The sequence below is a fragment of the Cytophaga aurantiaca DSM 3654 genome, assembly GCF_000379725.1.
GTDB lineage: Bacteria > Bacteroidota > Bacteroidia > Cytophagales > Cytophagaceae > Cytophaga > Cytophaga aurantiaca.
Genome location: NZ_KB903661.1, coordinates 1 through 1,350, shown reverse-complemented (window position 1 = coordinate 1,350; position 1,350 = coordinate 1). Strand labels below are relative to the sequence as shown.

The 1,350-nt window shown below is 33.4% G+C and carries 1 protein-coding gene; it reads left to right on the top strand.

Annotated features, from left to right (window positions below; all coding sequences use genetic code 11):
• Positions 1-336 precede the first annotated feature (336 nt).
• Positions 337-1,332 carry an IS110 family RNA-guided transposase gene (locus A3EE_RS0114405; protein ID WP_018344142.1) on the top strand — a complete coding sequence of 332 codons (996 nt, stop codon included), beginning with the start codon at positions 337-339 and terminating at the stop codon, positions 1,330-1,332.
• Positions 1,333-1,350: the final 18 nt, after the last annotated feature.

Here is a 1,350-nt window from a genome sequence, read left to right as displayed (position 1 = left end):
CACAACCTTTAGATTTACGCCGTAGTAAAATTCCAAGAAATAAGAATTCATATTTATCAAAGCGAAAGACGGTATCAACCGTCCTTCTGCAGTGATACGATTCTGTTTGGGTATATTTTTATTCTAAAGAATTCTAAATAAATTAATTAAAATAACCACCGGCAAAGGTGAACTATGGCGCAACTAGGTTAGACCTATCCGTGGATTTAGTCCTTTGCCGGCTTATTTGAACAGGCATCAAATAGAAATTTGAGTTCGCGGCTCAGTAGTAAGGTTTTGATTGTGTTCAAACATGGTTATTAGTTATAATAATTACTCTTTAACTGAAACTAATTTATGAAATTTAATTGGTTTGTCGGAATTGATGTCTCAAAAAATACATTAGACATCACTGTTTTAAAAAGCACCGATAAAGTTCTTTTTAAGCAAATTGAAAATAATGTAAAAGCTCTGAAAGTCTTTTTGAAAGAGTTGAAATCTGAAGGTATTTGCATTTCAGAATCTTTAATCTGTATGGAGCATACGGGCATTTATTGCACTCCTGTTATTGAAGTGGCAGAGAAGATGTCATTAAACCTTTGGCTTGAAAATGCGACCCAAATTAAGTTGTCTATTGGAATGCAACGAGGTAAAAATGACAAAGTAGATTCCGAACGCATTGCTGAGTACGCTTATCGCAATCAAGATAAAGCTATTTTGAGACAGCCTGAACGTGAAGCTATGAAGAAGCTAAAAGAACTCAATCTAGCCAGGACACGATTGATGCAAATCAGCAAATCGTTACAAACAATTAGTAAAGAAAAGGATCATTATAAAAGTAAAAACACTTTTAGTGCCAACTTCAAGCTTACATTAAAAGCGTTGAAAGAAGATCTGAAAAAGGTTGAAAATGAAATAAAAGCAATCATTCAAGCAGATCCAAGATTAAAAGAACTCTTCAGTATCGTTCAATCTGTAAAAGGAATTGGCCCTGTTGTTACGTTAAACATGATACTCACCACAAATGAATTTAAAGACATTACAGACCCTAAAAAATATGCCTGTTATGCCGGAGTTGCACCATTTGAACATAGTTCAGGAACAAGCGTAAGAAAACGAACACATGTATCAAGAAAAGCAAATATGCGTATCAAATCAATATTACACATGGCAGCACTGGTTGCTATTCAATCAAATAAAGAAATTACAGAATTCTACGATCGTAAAATAAAACAAGGGAAAGCAAAAATGAATGTTATAAACGCTATTCGAAATAAATTAATACATCGTGTATTTGCATGCGTTAGAGATAATAGAAAATATGAATATATTTATACCAATGCACTTGCATAAACCATAGAAATCCACGGC

Bases quoted from the DNA above. Each gene is read 5' to 3' on its own strand.
- A3EE_RS0114405 (WP_018344142.1), top strand. From the start codon at position 337: ATGAAATTTAATTGGTTTGTCGGAATTGATGTCTCAAAAAATACATTA.